At 63.9% G+C, this 20698-nt stretch carries 17 protein-coding genes and 2 pseudogenes; 10 read left to right on the top strand and 9 right to left on the bottom strand.

What is annotated here, in order from left to right:
- Nucleotides 1-17 precede the first annotated feature (17 nt).
- The 4 genes from RPG13_RS04835 to RPG13_RS04820 form a co-directional block, all read right to left on the bottom strand.
- A complete protein-coding gene (locus RPG13_RS04835; RefSeq protein ID WP_337124510.1) occupies nt 18-1091 on the bottom strand; it encodes an ABC transporter ATP-binding protein in 1074 nt (357 codons plus the stop codon).
- Nucleotides 1088-1882, bottom strand: a complete 795-nt coding sequence (locus RPG13_RS04830; protein ID WP_337124509.1) for an ABC transporter permease — start codon at nt 1880-1882, stop codon at nt 1088-1090. The genes RPG13_RS04835 and RPG13_RS04830 overlap by 4 nt, the downstream gene beginning before the upstream one ends.
- Nucleotides 1875-2717: an ABC transporter permease gene (locus RPG13_RS04825; RefSeq protein ID WP_126107309.1), complete on the bottom strand. Its 843-nt coding sequence runs from the start codon at nt 2715-2717 to the stop codon at nt 1875-1877. The genes RPG13_RS04830 and RPG13_RS04825 overlap by 8 nt, the downstream gene beginning before the upstream one ends.
- A gap of 224 nt (nt 2718-2941) precedes the next feature.
- Entirely contained in the window at nt 2942-4006 is a 1065-nt protein-coding gene (locus tag RPG13_RS04820) for a polyamine ABC transporter substrate-binding protein (protein ID WP_337124508.1), read from the bottom strand.
- 239 nt (nt 4007-4245) lie between these two features.
- Here RPG13_RS04820 and RPG13_RS04815 point away from each other — a divergent pair, with 239 nt between their 5' ends.
- The 9 genes and pseudogenes from RPG13_RS04815 (at nt 4246) to RPG13_RS04775 (ending at nt 15385) form a co-directional block, all read left to right on the top strand.
- Entirely contained in the window at nt 4246-5184 is a 939-nt protein-coding gene (locus tag RPG13_RS04815) for a GntR family transcriptional regulator (RefSeq protein WP_292648132.1), read from the top strand.
- A gap of 11 nt (nt 5185-5195) precedes the next feature.
- On the top strand, nt 5196-6479 hold the full coding sequence (locus RPG13_RS04810) for a glycosyltransferase (RefSeq protein WP_337124507.1): 1284 nt from the start codon (nt 5196-5198) through the stop codon (nt 6477-6479).
- Between the two features lie 4 nt (nt 6480-6483).
- Nucleotides 6484-7869: a glutamine synthetase family protein gene (locus RPG13_RS04805; protein WP_337124506.1), complete on the top strand. Its 1386-nt coding sequence runs from the start codon at nt 6484-6486 to the stop codon at nt 7867-7869.
- Nucleotides 7869-9157 (top strand): annotated as a pseudogene (locus tag RPG13_RS04800) (NAD(P)/FAD-dependent oxidoreductase). The gene RPG13_RS04805 and the pseudogene RPG13_RS04800 overlap by 1 nt, the downstream one beginning before the upstream one ends.
- 65 nt (nt 9158-9222) lie before the next feature.
- On the top strand, nt 9223-10428 hold the full coding sequence (pcaF, locus tag RPG13_RS04795; RefSeq protein WP_126104402.1) for a 3-oxoadipyl-CoA thiolase: 1206 nt from the start codon (nt 9223-9225) through the stop codon (nt 10426-10428).
- Between the two features lie 161 nt (nt 10429-10589).
- Nucleotides 10590-11621: a BMP family protein gene (locus RPG13_RS04790; RefSeq protein WP_126104403.1), complete on the top strand. Its 1032-nt coding sequence runs from the start codon at nt 10590-10592 to the stop codon at nt 11619-11621.
- Between the two features lie 277 nt (nt 11622-11898).
- Nucleotides 11899-13389: an ABC transporter ATP-binding protein gene (locus RPG13_RS04785; RefSeq protein ID WP_095484974.1), complete on the top strand. Its 1491-nt coding sequence runs from the start codon at nt 11899-11901 to the stop codon at nt 13387-13389.
- Complete coding sequence (locus RPG13_RS04780) at nt 13389-14444, top strand: ABC transporter permease (RefSeq protein ID WP_337124505.1); 1056 nt, start codon at nt 13389-13391, stop codon at nt 14442-14444. Before RPG13_RS04785 ends, RPG13_RS04780 begins: the two co-directional genes overlap by 1 nt.
- Nucleotides 14441-15385, top strand: coding sequence for an ABC transporter permease (locus RPG13_RS04775; RefSeq protein ID WP_127205293.1), 945 nt, complete (start codon nt 14441-14443; stop codon nt 15383-15385). The genes RPG13_RS04780 and RPG13_RS04775 overlap by 4 nt, the downstream gene beginning before the upstream one ends.
- 23 nt (nt 15386-15408) lie before the next feature.
- Here RPG13_RS04775 and RPG13_RS34900 read toward each other — a convergent pair whose 3' ends face one another.
- The 4 genes and pseudogenes from RPG13_RS34900 to RPG13_RS04750 form a co-directional block, all read right to left on the bottom strand.
- Entirely contained in the window at nt 15409-15807 is a 399-nt protein-coding gene (locus RPG13_RS34900) for an NmrA family NAD(P)-binding protein (RefSeq protein ID WP_442921328.1), read from the bottom strand.
- A 124-nt stretch (nt 15808-15931) separates the two neighbouring features.
- Nucleotides 15932-16318: pseudogene (locus tag RPG13_RS04760) on the bottom strand (NAD(P)H-binding protein); the annotation flags it as partial.
- 142 nt (nt 16319-16460) lie between these two features.
- Nucleotides 16461-18680 carry a xanthine dehydrogenase family protein molybdopterin-binding subunit gene (locus tag RPG13_RS04755; protein WP_337124504.1) on the bottom strand — a complete coding sequence of 740 codons (2220 nt, stop codon included), beginning with the start codon at nt 18678-18680 and terminating at the stop codon, nt 16461-16463.
- Nucleotides 18681-18683: 3 nt separating this feature from the next.
- Complete coding sequence (locus tag RPG13_RS04750) at nt 18684-19136, bottom strand: (2Fe-2S)-binding protein (protein ID WP_337124503.1); 453 nt, start codon at nt 19134-19136, stop codon at nt 18684-18686.
- Nucleotides 19137-19368: 232 nt separating this feature from the next.
- Between RPG13_RS04750 and RPG13_RS04745 the strand changes: the two genes are divergently transcribed.
- Entirely contained in the window at nt 19369-20349 is a 981-nt protein-coding gene (locus RPG13_RS04745) for an AraC family transcriptional regulator (RefSeq protein ID WP_126104408.1), read from the top strand.
- 24 nt (nt 20350-20373) lie between these two features.
- On the opposite strand, the gene RPG13_RS04740 is transcribed toward RPG13_RS04745, so the two are convergent.
- Entirely contained in the window at nt 20374-20694 is a 321-nt protein-coding gene (locus tag RPG13_RS04740; protein ID WP_126104409.1) for a hypothetical protein, read from the bottom strand.
- Between the last annotated feature and the right edge of the window lie 4 nt (nt 20695-20698).

Here is a 20698-nt window from a genome sequence, read left to right as displayed (position 1 = left end):
GACAGCTTCTCCTTCAATCAATCTGCGAAAATTCTGACGTCGGCGGCGTCCCAGCCGAGCTCGACCGCATCACCTGACGCAACTGGGCGTCGGTCGGCGGCGTCGGCGGTAACGCGCACCAGGAACGGCTTTGGCGACAGGGCGGTGCGGACATGCAGCTGCAGGTCGAGCCCTTGATAGGCCAACGCCTCGACGGTGCCGGCAACACGGTTGGCCGTTTCTGGCGACGGGAACAGCCGGATGCGTTCGGGCCGCACTGATGCGACCGCCGCAGCGCCGGGGATAAGTGTTGCGGGAACCCGGCCTGATATCCGCGCGCCGTTGGCCGCCAGCACGCCGTCGGTGGCGGCCTTGCCCGGCACGAAGTTCATAACGCCAATGAAGTCGGCGACGAAACGGTCGGCCGGATACTCGTATACCGCGTGCGGCGTGTCGCATTGCAGCAGCTTGCCGTCCCTCAGCACCGCCATGCGGTCAGCCATGACCAGCGATTCCTCCTGGTCATGGGTGACGATGACGAAGGTGATGCCGACCTCGTGCTGCAGGCGCTTCAGCTCCAGCTGCATGGCGCCGCGCAATTTCTTATCGAGCGCACCGAGCGGCTCGTCGAGCAGCAGCAGCCGCGGCCGCTTGACCAGCGCCCGGGCCAACGCGACGCGCTGCTTCTGCCCGCCGGACAGTTGCTCCGGCTTGCGGTCGGCGAAGGCGACGAGCTCGGTCGTTGCCAGGATGGCGTCGACGCGGGAGCGGATTTCCTTTGCCGGCAAGCGTTCCATTTCGAGGCCGTAGGAGACATTGGCCCTGACGCTCATATGCGGAAACAGCGCATAGGACTGAAACATTAGATTGACCGGCCGCTTGTTGGGCGGGGTCCTGGCGATGTCGCGGCCGTCGAGCAGGATGCGGCCGTCATTGGGCATCTCGAACCCGGCTAGCATGCGCAGCAACGTGGTCTTGCCGCAGCCCGAAGGCCCGAGCAGGGCGAAGAACTCGTTCTCGCGGATATCGAGCGAAATGCCGTCGACAGCGGTCACCCGGCCGAAGTTCTTCGACACCTTGTCGATCGCCAGCAGTGTGCGGGGTGCGCTCATTGGCCGATGACCCCACGGTTGAGCCGCTGCGACAGTGTCAGCGCGGTGATCGAGACCGCCATGACGATGGTCGCCAATGCATTGATCTCCGGCGTGATGCCGAAGCGGATCATCGAATAGATCTGCATCGGCAGCGTGGTCGAGGCGCGGCCGGCGCCGGCGGTGAAGAAGGCGATGATGAATTCGTCGACCGACAGGGTGAAGGCGAGCAGCGAGCCGGCGACGACCGCCGGCAGGATGACCGGCAATGTCACCCGCCTGAAGGTGGTGAGCGCGGAGGCGCCGAGATCAGCTGAGGCCTCGACGATCGACCAGTCGAAGCTTTTCAGCCGCGCGCGCACCACCGAACAGACGAAGGCGAGATTGAACACGACATGGGCGAGAATGATGGTGTGCAGGCCCAGGGTGAAATCGAGCATAGAGAAGAAGCTGAGCAGCGCGATCGCCAGCACGATGTCGGGAATGATCATCGGCGCAAAGATCAGGGCCTCGAGGCCTCTCCCATACTGCCGGCGCATTTCGACGCCGATCGCCAGCAGGGTGCCGAGCAGCGTGGCGATTGCGGTCGAGACCAGCGCCACGATCAGCGTGTTGAGGGCGGCGGAAAGGATCGCGGCGTTTCCGGCAAGCGAGGCATACCATTTCAGCGAAAAGCCCGACCAGACGGTCGGCAGCCCACCTTGGTTGAACGACAGCGCCACCAGCACGGCGATCGGGATGTAGAGAAAGGCGAAGACGAACGAAAGCACGAGCCAGAGCGTGCGACGCGTGGCAGGGGAGCGTTCAGCCATCCGCGCCTCCTTTCGCTTCGGCGATACGGCCAGCGGCGCGATCTGCGGCCAAAGCCTGCGCGGTCAGCACCAGCAGCATGATAGCGATCAGCGCCATCGCCAGCGCCGCGCCGAAGGGCCAGTCATTGGCGGTCAGGAACTGGTCGTAGACGAGATTGCCGATCATCTGGAAGCGGCCGCCGCCGAGCAGCGCCGGCGTGACGAAATTGCCGATCGACAGCACGAAGACGAAGACCGCCCCGGCGGCGATACCCGGCACGGTCAGCGGCAGGATGACCCGGCGAAATGTGGTCATGGCCGAAGCGCCGAGGTCGCGCGAGGCTTCTGCAAGCTCCGGATTGAGCCGCGACAGCGGCGCGTAGCAGGCGAGGATGACGAAAGGCAAATAGTTGTAGACCAGGCCGGCGATGACGGCGCCTTCGGTGTAAAGCATCGACGGCGGCTCGCCGGTGTAGCCAAGCCAGCGCAAGAGCTGGGTGATCAGGCCCTCGCGGTTGAGCAGCACGATCCAGGCATAGGTGCGGATCAGGTAGTTCGACCAGAACGGCAGCACGGCGAAGAACAGGAACACCGGCTGCCACCGGCGCGGTGCTGCCGCGATCGCATAGGCGGCCGCATAGCCGATCACCACCGCGATCAGCGTTGCCGTGCCGGCGATGCGTGCCGAATTGAGGAAGATGCCGGCATAGAGCGGGTCGAACACCAGCCCGAAATTCTCCAGCGTGAAGGTGTATTCGATGCCGCCATAGATGCCGCGCCGGAAGAAGGCGAGCGCCAGCACCAGCGCGCATGGCACCACCATCAAGGCGGTGAGCCAGGCCAGCGCCGGCGCCATCAGCAACGAGGAGCGGGAAGGTTGCGTCAAGTCGCACCCCCCTCTGGCCTGCCGGCCATCTCCCCCTCAAGGGGGGAGATTAGCAGTTCCAACCTCTCGCTTACCTTCAAATATTGAAGATTGGCGAAAGCGACGCCACAGCCAATCTCCCCCCTTGAGGGGGAGATGGCCGGCAGGCCAGAGGGGGGCGCGAAGGAACGCAAGCTTGCTTCCAGTAATCGATTTTACTGCGCGGCCTTGATCTCGCTGACGATCTTCGAATAATCGCGCTGGGCGTCGCCGACGTCACGCAACTGCTCGAACTTGACGAGTTCAGCCACCGGCATGGCCATATTGGGAAACTTGGCGAGGAAATCGGCCGGCAGGCTTTCCATAGCCGGCTTGTTCGGCACCTTGTAGTCGATGTTCTGGGCCGCCCAGGCGTGGTTCTTGGCGTCCAGCATGAAGTTGATGAATTGGAACGCGGCGTCCTTGTTGGCTGACGCCTTCATCACCACCATCGTGTCGACCCACAGGTCCGAACCCTCCTTGGGAATGACGTATTTGATCTCAGGCTTCTCGGCGATGCCATAATTGCACCAGCCATCCCATGCCTGCACCATCAGCGCCTCGCCCGAGACCAGCTTCGAATAGAAGGTGGTATCGTCATAGGCGAGCAAGGTCTTCTTGGCCGAGATCAACAGGTCCTTGACCTCGGCGAGCTTGGCTGGATCGGTCTCGTTGACCGAATAGCCCTTGGCGAGCTGGCCGGCGGCAAGCAGCCAGCGGTCTGTCGCCAGCATGGTGGTCTTGCCCTTGAGCGCGTCGGATGGGGCGAGAAGATCGTTCCAGCTGGTCGGCTCGGTCTTGACCAGATCCGAGCGGTAGCAAAGGCCGGTCGTGCCCCAGGTGTAAGGCACGGAGAAATTGTTGCCGGCGTCGTGCGGCAGCTTCGCCGCCTCGGGATAAAGATTGGCGAGGTTGGGGATCTTGGCGTGGTCGATCGTCTCGATCAGGCCGAGCTTGTTCAGCACTTCGGCGAAGGGCGAGGAGACGAAGACCACGTCATAGCCCTTGCCGCCCGAAGCGACGAGCTTGCCCATGATCTCCTCATTGGTGGCGTGGACGACGACCTCACCGGAAACGCCGGTCGCGGCCTTGAAGGCGGCCATGGCATCCGGCGCCATGTAGCCATCCCAGTTGGAAATGACGAGGTCGGCGGCAGAAGCCGGCGCCGACAGCGCCAGGGCGAGGCCAAGCGCAATCGAAGATATCTTTAACGGATGGCGCAGGCGGGTTGAGGCGGTCATGACAGACTCCCATTCTGGTTGATCGTCGAATTCAATCAATCGTCGGACCAGCGCTTGCGACCATGCCGCCGCTTCGATCCTGTTCCCCGGTCTTTTTATTGCCGATTGACCTGACAGTACTATTGCAGAAAAAAGTACGTCAATCCATAATTTGGAAAATCGCTGCGAAACCTGGCCGATTGTGTCTGCAAGGGCGATCGGTCAAGCCGCAGCGGTCAAGCCCGCTCACGAGAATCGCCATGCAAGCCGCCGCCAGACGACCGCGCACCAACCATCTCGATCTCGCTCAGCGCATTCTGGATGTGGCCCGGCAGCGCGGCTTCGAAGCCGGAGCCCACCTCCCGGAACAGCAGATCGCCTCCCTCTGCAACGTTTCGCGGACTCCGGTGCGGGCCGCATTGCGCCTGCTCACCGAAAAAGGCGTCGTGCGCTGGGAGGCTGAATCGGGCTACCGCCTTGCGGTGGACCTCACCAGCCAGGCGACTCTTGCCACCGATCTGCCTGTTACCGAGGAGGACGAGCTCGCGGAGATGATCCTGCGTGATCGGTCGGCGCGCCGGCTGGATCAGACGGTGACCATCGGCGCGCTGATGCGGCGGTATGATGCCGAGCGGAAGACGGTACTAAAAGCGTTAAAGAAACTGACAGATGAAAATCTTCTGGACCGCGCGCCGGGTCAGTCCTGGCTGTTCAGGCGGGCGCCCGATGATCCGGAGGCACAAGGGGAAAGCTACGAGTTCCGCCTGCTGCTCGAACCTGCCGCCATTCTGGCGCCTGGCTTCCGGCTGGACGGGGCCCGCGCGGCGGCATTGCGCCAGGGCATGGAGGCGCTGCTGGCGCTGCCCGACGCCGCATTCGATATCAGAGAGTTCCAGCGCCTGGACATCGACTTTCACGGCCTAATCGCCGATGGCGCCGCCAACCGGTTCGTCACCGACGCGCTGTCCGACCATCTCAGACTGCGCCGGCTGCCGGGGACCTATGCCGGCGTCAACGTCTTCCGGCTGAAGCAGTCGCTACGCGAGCACCTGACCATACTCGACCAATTGGAAAGCCGGCAGTATGAGGTTGCGGCCGACCTGCTTCGCGTCCACTTGCGGCTTTCCCGCAGCCAGCGGCCGCAGGCGGCCAGTCGCGGGGCCCCCGCATTGTTCGGCATGATCAGCCGGCCGGCTTGACGAGGACCATAGTGACGCGCAAAGCCAGCCCGACCATCGCGCTGTTTCCCGAAGCGAGCTTCGGCGCCGCACTCAATTGCGTCGGTATCGCGCAGGCCTTGCGCGCTCGTGGCGCCCGGCCGGTGTTCATCTGCCATGCCGGCTTCTCCGGCGTGTTTGCCGACTATGGTTTTCAGGAATACCAGTTGCCGACCGACGAGCCGCTGACCGACAGCGAACGCCAGAGCTATTGGCAGGCCTTCGTGCGCCGGCATCTGCCGCATTTCAGGCTGAGCCCGATCGACCAGCTCGAAACCTACGTCGCACCGACCTGGGAAGCGATTGTCGATACTGCGCTCAATGCCGAGGCGCCGCTGCGTCAATTGCTGGCGCGGCTAAAGCCGGACGCGGTCGTGCTCGACAATGTCATCATGTTTCCGGCGCTGGCTGCCGCCGGCTGCCCATGGGTGCGCGTCGTCTCCTGCGCCGAAACCGAGCTGCCCGACGCCGATGTACCGCCTTACCTTTCCGGTCTCGCCGCCGACGACCCAAGCCGCGCAGCCTTCGAGGCCCGCTATCTGGCAGCGGTCGCTCCGGCCCATGACCGGTTCAACCGGCTTCGGGCGGATGCCGGTCTTGCGTCCTTGCCGAAGGGTCTTTTTCTCGAAGCTTCGCCCGACCTCAATCTGCTGCTGACCCCGACGATCGTGCGGCGGGAACGCGCCGAGCCGCTCGACCCAGCCCGCTTCGTCTATCTCGAAGGTTGCGTCCGTTCGGAAGGGCCGTTCGACGTGCCGGTGTTTCCGCGCAATGACGGGCCGCTGGTCTATCTCAGCTTCGGCAGCCTGGGCGCCATGGATGTCGGGCTGATCGAGCGCATGCTCGCCGTGTTCGACCGGCTTCCGGCCCGCTTCATCGTCAATGTCGGCGGTCTGCGCGACACCTATCGCGCGGTTCCGGACAATGTCTATCTCGATGCCTGGTTTCCGCAGCCATCGGTCGTTGCGAAATCCGACCTTTTCATCCATCACGGCGGCAACAACAGCTTTTGCGAAGCGCTGCGTTTCGGCGTTCCGTCGCTGATTATGCCCTATTGCTGGGACGGGCACGACAATGCGCAACGTGCCGAGGAAACCGGCGTCGGCCGTCACCTCAGCCGCGATGGCTGGAGCGACGATGAACTGGAAAACGCCATCCTTGGCCTAATGGCCGACGGCGAAATGCGCTTTCGTCTCAAGGAGAATGCGGCCACCATGGCACGGGCGCCGGGAACCGACGCCGCCGCCGAAGCCATTCTCGCCCTTGTAAGGACGTGACCTGATGCTCAAGACCACAACAACGGATGCACCGCAAATGACCCCAATGGAGGATCCGAAGGGATGGCTGGAGCAGCAGGGGATCAGGGAAGTCGAGTGCCTGGTGCCGGACGTGAATGGCGTGTTGCGCGGCAAGACCTTGCCGACGGCCAAGCTGCTGAAGTCACTCGAGGATCGCGCGCTCTATCTGCCGAGCAGCGCCTTCCTGGTCTGCATCGACGGCCGCTATTCCGGTTCCAACGACGAGGGTTTTGGCTATCAGGACCCCGATATGCGGATGGTGCCGGATGTTGCGACGCTCTGCCTTGCGCCTGGCGCCGGAGCAGGCAGGGCCTATGTCTTTGCCGATGCGTTTCACATGGACGATCGGCCATGGATGGCCTCGCCGCGTCATGTCCTAAGGGCCGTGCTCGATCTTTATCGCCAGCGCGGATGGCGGGCGGTAGTCGCGCCGGAACTCGAGTTCTACCTGACCGCGCCCAATCCCGATCCTGATCGGCCGCTGACAGCACCAGTCGGGCGCAATGGCCGCTCCGAAACCGTGCAGCACCCCTACGACATGGCGGCGCTGGAGGAGTTCGAGCCGGTGATCCAGCGGCTCTACGACTACGCGGCAAAGGCCGGGCTGCCGCTCGACACGCTGATCCATGAATCGGGCACGGCGCAGCTCGAGATCAATTTCCTGCATGGCGACGCGCTGCCGCTGGCCGACAAGGTGCTGCTGTTCAAGCGGTTGACGCGCCAGGCCGCACAGGAATTCGGCATGCATGCAACCTTCATGGCCAAGCCGATCGCAGCACAAGCCGGCAGCTCCATGCATCTCCACATGTCGGTCATCGACGAGGCCGGGAATACGCTGTTTGCCGGGCGTGATGATGCCGACACCGATATGTTCGGGCATTTCATCGGCGGCCTGCAGAAATACATTCCCGAGGTGATGCCGCTGTTTGCACCGAACGTGAATTCGTTCCGCCGCATCCGGCCGAACCACAGCGCGCCGGCCAACATCGAGTGGTCGCATGACAACCGCTCCTGCGGCCTGCGCGTGCCGGCCGGTGGGCGCGCCGCCCGTCGGGTGGAAAACCGGCTGCCCGGCGCCGATTCCAATCCCTATCTGGCGATGGCCGGCTCGCTGCTCTGCGGCTATCTCGGCGTCGAGGAAAAGCTCTCGCGCTCGCCAGAGGCATCGGGCAACGCCTATCGCAGCAAGAGCACGCTGCCGAAAACCATGGAGGAGGCGCTCGACCGTTTCGCCGCGTGCAGTCCGGTCCGGGAGTTGCTCGGCGAGGATTTCTTCCAGACCTATCTGCGCGTCAAAAGCGTCGAACTCGACTTGTTCCAGAGCGTCGTCACGAGCTGGGAACGCGACCATCTGCTGCTCAAGGTTTGATGATGGGCTTCAACTCCGGCCTGGATATCGGCAAGTCCTATTATGTCGCGACGGCCAATCCGGCTCCGGATCATCCGGCGCTGCAAGGCGACGTTGACGCCGATCTGGTGGTGGTCGGCGGCGGCTGCACCGGCCTGTCCGCGGCTCTTCATGCCGCCGAGCGCGGGCTGAAGGTCGTGCTCTTGGAGGGCGGCAAGATCGGATGGGGCGCGTCCGGGCGCAATGGCGGCCAGATCATCCCCGGCCTGCGCAAGGGCGCCAAGGGTCTGGTCAAGCTTATGGGCCCGAACGGGCGCGGGCGCTGTTCGACCTCGCCTTCGAGGCGCGCGGGCTGGTGCTCGACCTGATCGAGCGCCACGCCATCGATTGCGACCTCCGGCTGACCGGCCACCTCGCCGGTGCGGTCAATAGCTCCGACCTGCGCGACCTCGAAGAAGAGGCCGAGTGCCTTGCCACCGTGATGAATTTTCATGACATCGAGATGCTGTCGGCAGCGCAGGCGCGCGGAATGGTAAACACGCCCTATCACGGCGCGATGTACGAGAAGCTCGGCGGCCATATGCATTCGCTGAACTATACGCTGGGTCTTGCCCGCGCGGCGGCAGCGGCGGGCGTCACCATCCACGAAAATTCGGTGGCGCTGCGGCTGGAGCGGCAACCTTCCATCCGGGTTTCGACGGCCAAGGGCTCGGTCCGGGCTAGGCATGTCGTGCTGGCTGGCGACGCCCTGCTCCAGGGGCTCGAGCCGCGCGTCAACAGCCGCATCATGCCGGTCGGCAACTACATCATCGCGACCGAGCCGCTGGACGACACGAGCGACGTCATCCCAAGCAATGTGGCCGTTTCCGACACGCGCTTCGTGGTCAACTACTACCGGCTGTCGGCGGATGGCCGCCTGCTGTTCGGTGGCGGCGAGCGCTACACGCCGTCGCCGCCAGCCGACATTGCTGGCTTCGTGCGGCCGCATATGGAAAACACTTTTCCGCAATTGCGCGGTCGCCGCATCGACCATGCCTGGGGCGGGCTCGTCTCGGTGACGACATCGCGCCTGCCGGATGTCGGCCACTATGGCGAGGTCTATTTTGCGCATGGTTATTCCGGCAAGGGCGTGATCCTGTCGACGCTGTCGGGAAAGCTGCTCGCCGAGGCGATCACCGGCGACGCTTCGCGGTTGGATCTGTTTTCGACGCTGAGGCCAATGCCGTTTCCTGGTGGCACGGCGCTGCGCGGTCCGCTTTATGTGCTCGGCATGCTCTGGTATGCGATGCGCGACCGTATCAAGCACTGAGCGAAAGCGGGCGGGACCGTAGCAGGGCGGCGTATAAGGAAACCGGAAAAGAGAAAGCTGCATAGATGGCCGAGGCCTATATCTGCGACTACATCCGCACGCCGATCGGGCGCTTTGGTGGGCAGTTGGCGTCGGTCCGAGCCGACGATCTTGGCGCGATACCCCTAAGGGCATTGGTCGAGCGCAACCCCGGCATCGACTGGGCTGGTATCGACGACGTCGTCTATGGCTGCGCCAACCAGGCCGGCGAGGATAATCGCAATGTGGCGCGCATGGCGCTACTGCTCGCCGGACTGCCCAAGGAGATTTCGGGTTCGACCGTCAATCGCCTCTGCGGTTCGGGCATGGATGCCGTCATCATCGCCGCGCGCGCCATCAAGGCGGGCGAGGCGGAGCTGATGATAGCAGGCGGCGTCGAATCGATGAGCCGCGCTCCCTTCGTCATGCCCAAGGCGGAGACGGCGTTTTCGCGCAATGCCGAGATCCACGACACCACCATCGGCTGGCGTTTCGTCAATCCGTTGATGAAGAAGCAGTATGGCGTCGATTCGATGCCGGAGACCGGTGAGAATGTCGCAAAAGAGTACGCCATCTCCCGCGCGGACCAGGATGCCTTCGCCCTGCGCAGCCAGGACAAGGCGGTCGCCGCGCAAGCCAATGGCCGGCTGGCGAAAGAGATCACTCCCGTAACGATCCCGCAGCGCAAGGGCGATCCGGTTATCGTCTCGAAGGACGAGCATCCCCGCGCCGGTACGACGTTCGAGGCGCTGGCGAAATTGCCGACGCCGTTTCGGCAAGACGGCACGGTCACGGCCGGCAATGCCTCGGGCGTCAACGATGGCGCCGCTGCGCTGATCGTTGCCTCGGAAGCCGCGGTGAAGAAATACGGCCTGACGCCGATCGCCCGCATTCTTGGAGGCGCGGCCGCCGGCGTGGCGCCACGTATCATGGGCATCGGTCCTGTGCCGGCGACGCAGAAGCTGTGTGCCCGGCTCGGCCTGAAGCCAACAGATTTCGACGTCATCGAGCTCAACGAAGCCTTTGCCTCCCAGGGCATCGCCGTGCTCCGCCAACTCGGCATTGCCGAGGACGCGGAGCACGTCAATCCGAATGGCGGTGCCATCGCGCTCGGCCACCCGCTCGGCATGTCGGGTGCGCGCATATCAGGCACCGCGGCGCTGGAGCTTCGCGAGCGCGGCGGCCGCTATGCGCTCGCCACCATGTGCATCGGCGTCGGCCAAGGCATCGCCGTGGCGCTGGAAAGGCTGTAAAACAAACTGCAATCAACGGTCGCCGCCACGAGGCGCGGCCAGCTGCAGCTTCCCGGCAAATTTGACCATGTGGACAAAGGTCGGACGCCGTTCCATAGTTCCCTCGCTGATAATTCAAAGAAACAGCCGGCTCGACACGGCGTCAATCAGAGGGGCATGCAATGGAAAATGGGAAGAGCAAAATCCAATCGAAACGCGAAGGACTTTCGCGACGCAATGTGCTGGAGCTGGGCGCGCTAGGCTTGGCAGCAGCCATGCTGCCGGGCAGTGCCTTGGCGCAGGACAAGAAGCTGAAGGTGGCGGCGATCTTCGCCACGCCGATCGAGGAGCCATGGGACCACCAGATCCATGTCGCCCTGCAGAGGGCCGAGAAGGAACTCGGCATCGAATACAAATGGTCGGAGAAGGTGCAATCGGCCGATTTCAGCCGGGTCATGCGCGAATATGCGCAAGGCGGCTATGAGCTGGTTCTCGGCGATGCTTTCGCCGCCGAGCGCGAATCCCGCCGAACCGCCAAGCAGTTCCCGAAGGTCGCCTTCCTGTTCGGCTCCGGCGCCGGGCCGGCCGAGCCGAATTTCGCAGTCTTCGACAACTGGATCCACGAGCCGGCCTATCTCTCCGGCCTGATCGCCGGAAAGATGTCGAAATCAGGCACGATCGGCGCCGTCGCGGCGATGGGCATTCCTGAGGTCAACCGGCTGGTCAACGCCTTCTTTGCCGGTGCCAGGGAGGTCAATCCTGATATCAAGAGGAAGGTCGCTTTCATCGGCTCCTTCTTCGATCCGCCGAAGGCAAAGGAAGCGGCGATCGCCCAGATCGACGCCGGCGTCGACGTGATCTATGCCGAACGCTTCGGCGTCATCGAAGCGGCGGTCGAGAGGAAAATCCTCGCCATCTCCAACATGTCCGACCAGTCGAGCCTCGGCCCGGACACGGTGATCACCGGCCCGGTCTGGGACATGTATCCGACGGTCGAGCACGCGATCAAGCTGGTCAAGGCGGGTGTCTTCACCGCGCAGGATTACGGCGATTTCTCGCGCATGGCCAAGGGCGGCTCCTTTCTGGCGCCCTACCACAAGTTCGACAAGACGCTGCCTGCTGACGTCAAGGAGCTGGTCGAGAAGAGGAAGGCCGAAATCCTAGACGGCAATTTCCGCGTCGATGTCGACGAGAACACGCCGGTTTCGGATTAGAGCGCTGTTTTTTTTTGGGGATCTGGCGCTTGTCGCACCCCCCTCTGGCCTGCCGGCCATCTCCCCCTCAAGGGGGGAGATTTGCAGCTTCGCGGACAGCGCCTTTTCTTCAGCGTTGACGATCTGCGAAAGCCGAAGTGACATCCAATCTCCCCCCTTGAGGGGGAGATGGCCGGCAAGCCAGAGGGGGGTGCGGCGCATCCCGTCGATCAAAGCTGAATCGTAGAGCCAATTCCGATCAGGAGCACCCGTGCCGAGGCCCGCCCCACTCATCGAAATGCGCGGCATCTCCAAGAGCTTCGGCGCCGTCAAGGCAAACGAAGCCGTCGATCTGAGCGTGGCACCCGGTGAAATTCTCGGGCTGCTGGGTGAAAACGGCGCCGGCAAGACGACGCTGATGAACGTGCTGTTCGGCGCCTATGCGCCCGATGCCGGCGAGATCCTGGTTCAGGGCCGTCCGGTGACGATCAACAGTTCGGCCGATGCGCTTGCCGCCGGCATCGGCATGGTGCACCAGCACTTCCATCTGGCGCCGCGGCTTTCGGTGCTGGAAAACCTGCTGATCGGCATTCCCGGAAAGTCGGGCCGGATCGATCGCGCCGGCGGGCTGGCGCGGCTGGGGGAGATCGGCCGGCAGCACGGGCTCACGCTCGATCCGGACCTTCCCGTCTCGGCACTCTCGGTCGGCGAGCAGCAGCGTCTCGAAATCGTCAAGGCGCTGTTTCGCGGCGCAAGGCTGCTGATCCTCGACGAGCCGACGGCGGTGCTGGCGCCGACAGAGGTCGACGGGCTGTTTTCGGCACTGCGGTCGATGGCGGCCCAGGGCCTCGGCATCATCTTCATCTCGCACAAGCTCAACGAGGTCAGGGCGCTGACCCATCGCTGCGTGGTGCTGCGGCATGGCCGCGTTGCCGGCCGTGTCGACGCGCCTGCCAGCACGACGTCCTCGGAGATGGCGCGGCTGATGTGCGGCCACGAGATCGTTCCGCCGGCCAGGGGACCATCGACGCCGGGTGCCGCGGTGCTGACGCTCGACGATATCTCGACGTCGCGGCATTCCGGCATGGCGCTGCGTGACGTGTCGCTTGCTGTGCGAGCCGGTGAGATCCTTGGCATTGCCGGTGTCTCGGGCAATGGCCAGCGGGCGCTGGCCGAGGTGATCTCCGGCGTTCGTGCGCCCGATGCCGGCCGGATGACCATAGCCGGCAAGATTGTCTCGCGGTTCTCGCCGCGCGAGGTGCAAGCGCTCGGTCTCGGGCGCATTCCGGAAGACCGCATGACGACCGGGCTGGTCACCAACCTGCCGCTCGCCGATTCGATGGTGCTGCCGCGCATCGGCACCGACGCGTTCAGCCGCAACGGCCTGCTCAGGCCCGACGCGATCCGCGCCTTCGCCGAGGCGCAGATCAAGGCCTATGACATACGCTGCCCCGGGCCGATGACACGGGCCGGAGCGCTGTCCGGCGGCAATCTGCAAAAGGCGCTGCTGGCGCGCGAGCTCGCCTTCGACCCAAAGGTGCTGATCGTGTCGCAGCCGACGCGCGGTCTCGACATCGGCGCGGCGCGCTTCATCCACGAAAAGTTCCTCGACATGCGCGCCAAGGGCTGCGGTATCATCGTCCTCGGCGAGGATCTCGAAGAGCTGCTCATGCTCTGCGACCGCATCGCGGTAATGTACGAGGGACGCATCGTCGGCACGCTCGCCAGCGCCGACGCCACCATCGCGCGGCTCGGCCTGATGATGACCGGGGCGGAGGGTCACGGCTGATGTTCCGCTTGGAAGCCCGCACCAACACGCCCGCCTGGTTCAATCTCGCTCTGCCGCTGCTGGCGATCGGGGCAGCGCTGGTGCTATGCAGCGGTCTGATCGCACTGGCTGGCGCCGGCGTGATCGAGGCCTATGGCGTGATGTTTTCGGCGTCGCTCGGCGACAGCTACGCAATCACCGAAACGCTGGTGCGTGCAACACCGATGATCTTCACCGGGCTTGCCGTCGCCGTCGCCTTCCGCGCCAAATTCTGGAACATCGGCGCCGAGGGGCAGTTGCTGGCCGGTGCGGTGGCGAGCTGCGCGGTCGGCGCCATCCCGATGCCGGGGCCGCTCGCCATACTTCTCATGGCAGTGGCGGGTGCTGCAGCCGGCGCTGCGATCGCCTTGGTGCCGGCGACGCTGCGCGTAAAATTCAGGGTTGATGACGTGGTCAGCTCGCTGCTGCTCAACTCGGTCATCTTCTATGCCCTGATGGCGCTGATCGAGGGTCCGTGGAAAGACAGTTTCAGCGGCTACCCGATCTCGCCGCCGATCGAGGATTCGGCGAATTTCCCGGTGCTGCTCGAAGGCACGCGGCTGCATCTTGGGGTCGTGGCGGCGTTCCTTGCTGCGCCGGTCATCTGGTTCCTGATCGCGCGCACGACGCTCGGCTTCAGGATCAGGATCATCGGCGAGAACCCCGAAGCGGCGCGCTATGGCGGCATTCATGTCGAGCGCGTGCTGATCTCGACGGCGCTGCTGTCCGGGGCGCTCGCCGGACTTGCCGGCGTCGGCGAGGTCGGCGGCGTGCATTTCCAGGTGATGAGCGACATCTCGCCGGGCTATGGCTATTCCGGCATCGTCGTTGCCATGCTGGCGAGGCTCAATCCGCTCGGCGTGGTGCCGGCGGCGCTCTTCCTCGCGGCGGTCATGACCGGTGCCGAGGCGATGTCGCGGGCCACCGGCGTTCCGGCCTTCCTCAGCGACGTCATCCAGGGAACCGCGCTGCTCGCCATGCTGGTGGCGCTGCTGTTCACCGCCTACCGCATCCGCCGCGTGGGGACAGTCAAATGAGCGTGGTGCTCGAACAGATTTTTCAGGTCGGCTTCCTCGCTGCGATCATCCGCATCGCCACGCCTTTGGCTTTTGCGACGCTGGGCGAGATGTTCTCCGAGCGGGCCGGCGTGCTCAATCTCGGCATCGAAGGCATCATGCTGTTGTCGGCGATGACCGGCTTCACCGCGACCAACCTCAGCGGCAGCCTGTGGCTCGGCGTGCTGGCGGCAGTTGTCACCGGTGCGCTGATGGGTGCCCTGCATGCATTGTTCACGGTGGCGCTCGGCCTCAGCCAGCATGTCTGCGGCATCGGTGTCACGCTGTTCTCATCGGGGCTTGCCTATTTCCTCTACCGGCTGATCTTCGGCCAGCAATCGGTGCCGCCGAGCATCAAGAGTTTCGAAACGCTGCCGATCCCTGTTCTCTCCGACATCCCGGTGCTCGGGCCGGCGGTGTTCAATCAGTTTTCGCTGGTCTACATGGCGATCCTTGCGGTTCCCCTGGCCGCCTTCGTTCTCTACCGGACACCATGGGGCCTGTCGGTGCGCATGGTAGGCGAAAATCCGCGTGCCGCCGATTCGGCCGGCGTCGGCGTCATCGCCACGCGCTTCCAGGCGGTGATCCTCGGCGGCGCCTTGATGGGGCTGGCCGGCGCCTTCCTGTCGATGGTGCAGTTCAACGCCTTCACCTTCGGCCTCGTCTCGGGGCGCGGCTGGGTGGCGATCGCGCTCGTCGTCTTCGGCCGCTGGGATCCCTGGCGTTCGGCGGGGGCCGCACTGCTGTTCGCCTTCGTCGATGCCTTGCAATTGCGCATGCAGGCGAGCGGGCTCGGCCACATTCCCTATGAGGCGTTCCTGATGCTGCCCTTCATCTTCACCATCGTCGCCATGGCGGTTATGTCTCGCAACGCCGTCGCTCCTTCGGCGTTGCTCAAACCGTTTCGCCGGGAAGAACGCTAACAGCCAGGCGAAATGCCGGGTCCTTAGCTGGCGACAGCGGGCTTCAGTACTTCCTCGCACCATTGGCGGAAGCTGGTGGGTGTGGTGGACTGTGGTGTACGCGGCTCGGCATTGTCGAGGCCCTCGTTCTTGGCCTCCAGCATGTCGACCATGGCCTGCGCGAAAGCCTCGGAGGCGCCGCGCTCGATGAAACCCGCTCTGAATGCCTCGAAGGAGACCTGCTCAAAGCGTACTGGTTTTCCCAGCACCTGCGACATGATCTGCGCCATGTCGTTGAAGGACAGGTCCTCTGGGCCGAGGATTGGGACACGGTCTTGTCCGCTCCAGGTGGGGTCGAGCAGCAGCTTGGCGGCGGCAGCGGCAATGTCGCGGGTGGCGCAGGTAGGGAGCTTGCGGTTCCCGGAGATTGGCCAGAAGAACATGCCCTGGTTCTTGATCGGCACCACCTGGCGCAAGATGTTGTCCATGAACGAAGCGCAAGATGTTGTCCATGAACGAAGGCATCGTCAGCGCCCGGTAGCTCACGCCCGTGCTCGCAATCAGATCGTCCATTGCCAGCGATGCCGACACATGTCCGGCCTTCCCGGCCACCGCCGTCCCGCGGCCAAGGGCCGACACCGCGACCACCCGTTTCACGCCCTGGCTCTTGATCGCGTCGCATGCCGGCCGGCTGAAATCCACATAGGCTGCCTCGACGTTCTCGGCGTGGACGTTTGGGGGCACCAGCCAGAACACGGCGTCGGCGCCAGCGAACGCCTCGTTGACGATGCCGATGTCGCCGTGCGACCCCTGCACCACCTCGACGCGCTCGCGTGTGTGCGAGGACAGACGGGAGGGGTCGCGCGCGATCACCCGGATAGGCTCGCCGCTGCCGAGGAGAATCTCGAGGACTTGGTGGCCGATGCTGCCTGTAGGTGTGGTGACGACGATCATATGGATCTCTCACTTCGTGTCGTGACCGCATTTCGCGATCGACGGGATAGATCGCCCTCGCGTTCCCGGTCGATGGCGGTCGCTTGAATCATCCAGACGACCGCCATGAGCGCAACGAGGGCGAGGGTGAGCACCTCCCAATTCAGGCGTTGAGCGCCGCCAGCACGCGCTCCGGCAGGAACGGATAGTGCCGGAGCCGCACGCCGCCGGTGAGCCGCGCCACCGCGTTGGCGATCGCCGGACCAATCGGCGGCAGCCCGACCTGGCCGATGCCCCCGATCGGTCCCTCGGGCGTTGGAATAACGGTGACGTTGATATCGGGTGCCTCGGACATGCGTATCACCCGATAGGTGTCGAAGTTCGTTTCCTGCACCTGGCCATCGACGATGTTGATCTGCTCGAACAACGCATGGCTGGCGCCGCCTGTGATCCCGGTAATCATCAGCGCTTCGATGTTGCGTGGCTGTACGGCTATTCCCGGATCGACAGCGCACCACACGGTGTGCACGCGGATCTCGCCGGTCTCGCGGTCGAGCGAGACCTCGGCGATCTCAGCGCAGTGGGAGCCAAAGGCATCGGAATAGGCGACGCCCAGCGCCCGCCCGTCGCGTTGGCGGTCCCATTCCGCCATCTGGGCGACGGTCTCGATGACCTTGCGCGCCCGCGGCTGGTCCTTCAGGAGCTCCAGCCGAAGCGCCACAGGATCGACCCCCTTGGCGGTCGCGATTTCGTCGATGACACATTCGATGCCGAACCTGGTGTAGCCAACGCCGACCCCGAACCAGAAGCCTATGTCCAGGCCATTATCCCTACGGATATACTCGATCTGATGCGCAGGGACGGCATAGTTGAAATGCGCGCCCTCGGTCACCACACTGTCGTGGCCACCTTCGCTCTCGAACAGTTGAGGCATCGTGCGGGCAAAAATGGAATCCGCCACGATCCGATGCCGCCAGCCGATAATGTTGCCGTCGCCGTCGAGCCCGACCTGCACATGTTGCGCTTCGAGCGGCCGGTACTTGCCATGCTGGACGTCGTCTTCGCGGCTCCAGATGACCTTGACCGGGCGGCCTTGGACCGCCTTGGCGAGCGACACGGCGTCGATGATGAAGTCGGCCTCGGCTTTGCGACCAAAGCCGCCACCGAGCAGGGTGGTGTTCACCTTGACCTTGTCAGGGGTGGTGCCGACCACCTCCGCGGCAAAGCCCTGGGTGCCTGTTGGGCCTTGCGTCGGAGCCCAGATTTCAACCGTATCGCCCGTCACGAGCGCCGTGGCGTTCATCGGCTCCATGGTCGCATGGTGAACATGGTCGCTCATGTAATCGACCTCGATGACCGTTGCGGCCTTCGAGATCGCGGTCTGTGCATCTCCTTCCGTGGCAGCGCTAACGCCGCTTTGAGCGAGGTCGCGGCCAATGCGGCGATACTCTTCCAAGAGCCGATCGCTGGTGTAGCTTCGGATCCGCGACGACGTGGTCCACACAATTTTGAGCAGATCCTTGGCCCGCTTCGTCGCCTCGACCGTTTCGCCGATGATGCCGACGCCGTAAGGCAGCGGCACGATGTGCGTGATGCCCGGCACGGCCATGGCTTCGGCATCGTCGATGGTTTCCGGCTGTTCGCCCTGAACGGGCGCCCGCAGCACCGCTCCGTACAGCATGTCCGGAAGCTGCACGTCGATGCCGAAGATCGCCGTGCCGTCGACCTTCGAGGGTATGTCGACACGCGGTACCGTCAGATTTCCAATATAGCGCCACTGATCGCTCGGCTTCAGATCGGCGTCGGTCGCCTGCGGCAGCGGATCCGGAAGCGCGCCGGCCGCGGCGACTTCGCCATACTCCAGCGAGCGGCCCGACCGCGCGTGCACGACCCGGTTGGGCTCCGTGGTGAGTTCGCTCACCGGAACGTTGAGCATGGCGGCAGCACTCGCCAGGATGATCTTGCGGGTCTGGGCGCCGACCAGGCGCAGCATTGTGTAATAGCCCCGCGTGGATTCGCTGCCGCCGGTGAGCTGTACGCCGTAAAAGCCAGGGTTGCCGTACTTTTCCGCGTCGGACGGAGCCTGGACGACGCGAACCTTGTGCCAATCGGCGTCCATGTCCTCGGCGATGAGCAGCGGCAGCGTCGTCATGATACCCTGCCCCATCTCGGATGCGGGTGACATGATGGTCACGGTGCCGTCGGCCGCGATGGCCAGCCAGGCGTTCGGCCGGTAACTGCCCTCGACCGTCGGCGCAATGCTGGCGCCAGAGGCGTCCTGGAGCAGGCCTCCGAACGCAACCGCGATGCCGGTGGCGCCAACGGTGATGAGGAAGCTGCGCCGCGACAACGTTCTGGTGTGCAGCTGCAATGTCTCGGTCATGGCTCAGGCCTCCCGTGCGGCGCGTTGAATGGCGCTGATGATTCGCACATAGGTCCCGCAGCGGCAGATGTTGCCGTCCATGTGTTCGACGATCTGATCGCGGGTGGGGTTGGGGTTGCTCTTGAGGAGTGCCGCCGCCTGCATGATCTGCCCGGACTGGCAGTAGCCGCATTGCGGCACCTGCTCGGCGATCCAGGCTTGCTGCAGCGGATGGTTGGCATCCGGCGACAGGCCCTCGATTGTCGTCACCTCCATTCCGGCCACGTCCTGAAGCAGCGTTATGCAGGAGCGCGTCGGCTCGCCGTCGACATGAACGGTGCAGGCGCCACATTGCGCGATGCCGCAGCCGAATTTGGTGCCGGTGAGTTTCAGATGCTCTCGTATCACCCATAGAAGCGGGGTATCTGGCTCGGCGGCGAGATCCACCGCCCGTCCATTGATCGTGAACGCTGTCATGGCTATTGTTCCCTTAACCGGCGCAATCATCGGATTTCTTCCAGTGATGATGGCAACGTTATCCGCTCTATCCGTAGACATCCACGACTATGCCATCATGAATATTTCAAGAATTTGATTATTACTTCAGATGTTTCCACATTGTCGGAGACGTTGTTATAAAATAGCCTGTTGAGGAAATGCGATCTATGCTGTAAAGTCCGTATTATCTTCGCAATCGTCCGGGAGGCCCATGGATCCGCTCTCAGATGTGCTGTCGCTGCTTAAGCCACGCAGTTATGTGTCCGCCGGCTTCGATGCAGGGGGAAACTGGTCAATCCAGTTCTCCGATCAGCACGAACTTATCAAATGCTACGCTGTGGTTTCCGGCGGGTGCTGGCTCACCGTGGAAGGTGTTGCCGATGCGGTGCGGCTGGAGAAGGGGGACTGCTTCGTGCTGCCGAGCGGGCGGCCTTTCCGCCTCGCAAGCGACATGACTTTGACGCCTGTCGGAGCCGGCACGATTTTTCCCCCCGCGCGGGCTGGCGGCGTCGTGACGTATAATGGCGGCGGTGATTTCTTTCTTGTCGGTAGCCGCTTCGCTGTCAGTGGCAATCATGCCGGCATGCTGCTGGGCATGCTGCCGCCCATCGTGCATATCCGGAAAGAAACGGATCAGGCGGCGCTGCGCTGGTCGGTGGAGCGGATGATGCAGGAACTGCACGAGCCGCAGCCGGGCGGTTTCCTGGTCGCGCAACACCTCGCCCACATGATGCTGGTTCAGGCCTTGCGCCTGCATCTGGCGGAAGGGCTGGGAGGTGGCGTTGGGTGGTTCTTCGCGCTGGCAGATAGACAGATGGCTGCTGCGATCAACGCCATGCACGACGATCCGGCGCATCGCTGGACGTTGCAGGAGCTGGCGGAGCGTGCCGGCATGTCGCGATCGACCTTTGCCCTGAAATTCAAGGAGATGGTTGGGACGTCGCCGATGGAGTACCTGACGAACTGGCGAATGCTGTTGGCGGGGGACAGGCTGGCAAATTCCAGCGACCCAATTTCCGTCATTGCCCTGTCGCTCGGCTACGAATCCGAAAGCGCCTTCAGCACGGCCTTCAAGAGGGTCATGAACTGCACACCACGGCAATATGGCCGTGGCCGGAACCCCGCTTCCCCTTCAACGTTCAACACGCGCCCAGAGGACACGGCCGCTGCCCGCTGGCTGAAAGCCGGTTGATCCGACCCGAGCCGAAGGGAAATCTCAGCCGCCGCTTAGCGCCCGCACCACATTCGGCAGCGCCGGCAGCGTCAACAAAACCGTGCCGGCAAGCCAGATAGACGAAACGACGATGCTTCTGGGCTGCGCCGACCAGCGCTCATAGAGCGCGGCCGGCACGCCGGCGAGCATGATGGTTATCGTCGACAGGATCAGCGCACTTGCCATGTAGACGATCTGACTTAGGGGGGGCGCCCAGGCCGGATACCAAACCGGATAGAACAGGAACACCATCAGCACCCAAGGCGAAAAGATACCGTTGACGATTGCGACCGCCATGACAGGCACAAGAGCGTTTCTGTCCATCGCC

This window comes from Mesorhizobium sp. ISC15 (genome assembly GCF_037162615.1).
Classification (GTDB): Bacteria; Pseudomonadota; Alphaproteobacteria; order Rhizobiales; family Rhizobiaceae; genus Mesorhizobium; species Mesorhizobium mediterraneum.
This window is presented reverse-complemented; position numbering and strand designations above follow the sequence as displayed.